Here is a 3,573-nt window from a genome sequence, read left to right as displayed (position 1 = left end):
CCTAAAGCTTGTGCGATCTGTTCCGCTGTCAATCCAGCAGCTAACATTGGTCGGTCAAATCTATTTTGTGGTGAATGCGAACCATGCTACTCCTTCATCTCAGCCTACTGCTTCTCCTTGTCAAGCGCCAGAATTAGGGAACGGGGAGAAAGGTTTGTCAGCAAGTTGGGCGAAAGCGCTCTAGCCTACGGCAGATCGCGCTTTGGTCACTGTGCGATTGGCTCTAGCCACTGCTATGAAGGGCAATCGCACTTCAATAGTCTCAGCAGTTGATATTTAACCTTCTTCTTCCCAATCCTCAATCTGTAACCCTTTCACTCTGGCAAACTCTCGTGTATTATGTGTTACCAACGTTAATTGATGCACTAGGGCAATAGCAGCAATTTGTAAATCATACGGACCAATGGGAGTCCCCAAGCTACTGAGTTCCGCACGAATTCTACTGAAGATTGTTGCAGCCAAATCATCAAAAGGCAAGGAGACAAAATTTTTTAAAAAAGCTTCTTGTTTAGTAAGCGTACGTACAGGATTGTTACTTCTCATCGCGCCATAAAATAGTTCAGCTTTTACAACTGAACACACCGCCACATCCTGTGGTGATACCAATTGTAATCTTTGCCTTACACCAGACATAGGGCGATTTAGATAAACAATGCAAGCATTAGTGTCTAACAGATAAATCACTCCAGTGGCTCCCGTTGTTCATATTCGCCTTGGGGATATCTCACTATTGGATCGTCCTGTAACGAACCGGCAGTCTGCTCAAAAAAACCAGCAGGCCATCCCAGCTCTTCAGGTGTTTTTGCCTGTGTTGGTGGTTCTACCGGCTGATAAATCACCATAACTTCTATTTCTTTGTCTGTCACACCAATCGGGATATCTAGATGCAAGATTCCATCTTTACCCACATTAGAGCGTAATTTTCGACTTTGCATTGTCTTTTTCTCCATCAAATACTTCATATTATGACTATACTTTTGCAGTTTTTACCTTTTATCAGTGAGTAATAATACTTAAATATTAAAAAGTGGATTTCTTTACATAAGCAATTGAAGAACATCCGGAACCAGTTATTCTAATTCAAAGAACCACTTGATTTAGATCTAACAAGCTTGATTTATTTACTCAGCAGATTATTCTTTGTCGGGCTGTAATGGTAGAGTAGACTGTGATTTCCAAAGTCCAAATTCTGAATATGCAACAGTTTATTTCTCTAGAGTTAATCAGCTATTTTTTGATGTTTCAAACCCATTTTTCGAAACCGAATTTCATTTACTTTCAAGGGTATTTATGGGGACTGTTGCTGACTGGGGGAAGAAAAACTATGAATAATATTGCTCACTGTTGCTTCTGGATTGACCGAAATTGAAGTAGTTGGGAACGCAGGGTAAACGCATTAAAATATGTCAAAAACAGTCTTGACAAAAATATGTATACGTGGGTGTAAAAGCTGGAAAGTAATTTAAGTTAATGAAAATACTGTTTCAGCGAAACTTGATAAGGAAACAAAAGAATTGTAGAGCTACTAAAATATAATCCGTGTATTACATGGGTAAAGCTGCGTGAGGTTGACCGTGTATTATATGGAAAATATTCGTCGTAAATGAATGATTATTAATTAAATCAAGGAAAAATAATAAATTAATGTAGTCAAAATATTTAATCACTCAAAATCGAGTTTACCAAATCTTTATGTACTTGTCCTCAAAGTTCATCAAGGTAGCAATTAATCCTCATGCTTTACGGCATATTTTCCATACTCATTTGAAAGACATTGGAGCCACTCCTCTACAGCTAGAATCTTCTGCGTATTGGATGAAACATGATGAACGAACAGCAGCAAAAGACTACACTCATCTAGATCAAATAAAAAAGCTTCGCCCAGCAGCGGAAATGATGGCGAAGCTCAACAAGGTTGACTAATTTTTAGATTGAGAAAGGCGCTAATAAATGACTAGTACCGCTTAGCGAAAGTCAAAAGTTAAAAGTGTTATAAATTAAGCCTTTTGGCTGTTTGAAATGGTTGCTTTATTTACGCCGCGCTGTACTAGGCTATTTTTACTTATTTTGTAACTCTGTAGACGACTATATACAGAATAACTGCGCCTTATCCTTATTCATATAGTCCACAATTGTAGGCAATATGTAAAAATACTCCCAATGAATGAGTAAAAAATAAAATACACAAGTCTTAATCACAACCTGTGATATTTTATTTATCCTTTATTTTTGATAATCATCGCATTCACAATACTATGCGCGGTTTCATCTGAAATTCCTAAATTATTCCACAGATAGTTTAAGAGGTTTTCTTCTTCTTCGGTTACTTCACCATCTGCCAAGATCAGATCTGTAGCTACCGCAAAAGCAGTATCATGTAGCTCATGAGGAAGTGAAGAAATTGCAGTTTTTACAAAAGCATCAAACTCTAGGCGTTTAATCATACCAGATAGTTTATCAAACATTTTTCTCAGCACCTCGCTGGGGTAGCTTCGGAACAAATGCATTCGGGACAAGGATGCTACCATTATCTGAATTTCGTCATCTGTCAAGTAGCCATCAGCTGCAATAGCAGCTAAAGTGATAGCCGCAAATGCTTCGGCTGGTCCTAGAGAAGTACTGTCTTTTGTGCGGAGGTTAGAATGGTTGCTAAATAAGCCCATACGAACAAAGTTTTAAATCTACAACCTTATAATTCCCACCTCTCACTTTTTTATATAACGATGGAGATTTTTTTTGTCGCTAAGCTTTTACTTTAGGCTTATGCCGATTGAATGCACTCCACTCAAGTCTATGATGATGGATGGGGTACATTCAATTTGGCATAAGGCATTAGTATTCTAAGCCCTATGTACTGTGGCTTTTAAACTCTACGCTGCTAACAATACAGCCGTTTGTGCGTGTTGCGTTGCTTCAAGTATTCCGATTCTGAAGATGTCAGTCTACTACAAACATGTTACCAACAGAGTTAATTAACACTCTGAAATTTTTCAGATCACTTTAGTACCTGCTTAATCTGTAGTGAGGCTGCTCGTTTGCGCACGCAGTTGGGTAACTTGAGAGATCATCATTTTCTCTAACTCTCCCAATTCCATTGTATCCATCCAGCGGATCGAAGAGGAGAGGAACAGTTCTTTGAAATATGCGAATGAGAAGCCATCAGTTATTTCGCTAATCTCTGTCACTGCTTTTCCCCCAGATGCATATCAGCTTTGAGTGTCTCGTTCCATAGCTTTATCTAAGCTAAGCGTTCCTGTTGATCTGTCAGACCAAAGTGGTACTTACGGTCGAAGCGGCGTGGATTTCTCACATGTGAGCGAATAATGGGCGATGATCCTTATTGCGGAAGCGCTTCGCTATCACAACCCCCGACATAGATGGAAGGAACTTACTCTCTAAGAAAATCAAAAAGTACCGTTTTATAAGACTTTGAGCGCAAGTTCCTTATCAGAAATTCAGGTTTATATCAGAATTGTCTTGCCGACACAATTACTTTGTAGACAATTACCTATCTTTGATTTCAACAAATTTATAACTCTGGCACCTGTAGATTACGTTTATTCCCTGCGTAAT

General features: G+C 38.7%; 6 protein-coding genes. 2 read left to right on the top strand and 4 right to left on the bottom strand.

What is annotated here, in order from left to right:
• Positions 1–184, top strand: a 184-nt coding sequence (locus tag G4P69_RS36290; RefSeq protein WP_208354731.1) for a hypothetical protein, incomplete at its 5' end; no start/stop codon positions are given.
• Positions 185–276: 92 nt separating this feature from the next.
• Here G4P69_RS36290 and vapC read toward each other — a convergent pair.
• Both vapC and G4P69_RS36280 read right to left on the bottom strand, forming a co-directional pair.
• A complete protein-coding gene (gene vapC, locus G4P69_RS36285; RefSeq protein ID WP_208343716.1) occupies positions 277–684 on the bottom strand; it encodes a type II toxin-antitoxin system tRNA(fMet)-specific endonuclease VapC in 408 nt (135 codons plus the stop codon).
• Positions 681–935, bottom strand: coding sequence for a hypothetical protein (locus G4P69_RS36280; RefSeq protein WP_208343717.1), 255 nt, complete (start codon positions 933–935; stop codon positions 681–683). Before G4P69_RS36280 ends, vapC begins: the two co-directional genes overlap by 4 nt.
• Before the next feature lie 757 nt (positions 936–1,692).
• Here G4P69_RS36280 and G4P69_RS36275 point away from each other — a divergent pair.
• Positions 1,693–1,923, top strand: coding sequence for a hypothetical protein (locus G4P69_RS36275; RefSeq protein WP_208343718.1), 231 nt, complete (start codon positions 1,693–1,695; stop codon positions 1,921–1,923).
• A 293-nt stretch (positions 1,924–2,216) separates the two neighbouring features.
• Here the strand turns inward: G4P69_RS36275 and G4P69_RS36270 are convergent, their stop codons facing one another.
• Together G4P69_RS36270 and G4P69_RS36265 are read right to left on the bottom strand one after the other, a co-directional pair.
• Entirely contained in the window at positions 2,217–2,663 is a 447-nt protein-coding gene (locus G4P69_RS36270) for a tellurite resistance TerB family protein (RefSeq protein WP_208343719.1), read from the bottom strand.
• A 348-nt stretch (positions 2,664–3,011) separates the two neighbouring features.
• A complete protein-coding gene (locus G4P69_RS36265; RefSeq protein ID WP_208354730.1) occupies positions 3,012–3,185 on the bottom strand; it encodes a hypothetical protein in 174 nt (57 codons plus the stop codon).
• Positions 3,186–3,573: the final 388 nt, after the last annotated feature.

It is taken from the genome of Aetokthonos hydrillicola CCALA 1050, from assembly GCF_017591665.1.
Classification (GTDB): Bacteria; Cyanobacteriota; Cyanobacteriia; order Cyanobacteriales; family Nostocaceae; genus Aetokthonos; species Aetokthonos hydrillicola.
The sequence above is the reverse complement of the archived record's forward strand: the minus strand, read 5'-3'. Positions and strand labels throughout refer to the sequence as shown.

Excerpts from the sequence above, each read along its gene's own strand:
- G4P69_RS36280 (WP_208343717.1), bottom strand. The coding sequence starts at position 935 with ATGCAAAGTCGAAAATTACGCTCTAATGTGGGTAAAGATGGAATCTTG.
- G4P69_RS36275 (WP_208343718.1), top strand. The coding sequence starts at position 1,693 with ATGTACTTGTCCTCAAAGTTCATCAAGGTAGCAATTAATCCTCATGCT.
- G4P69_RS36270 (WP_208343719.1), bottom strand. The coding sequence starts at position 2,663 with ATGGGCTTATTTAGCAACCATTCTAACCTCCGCACAAAAGACAGTACT.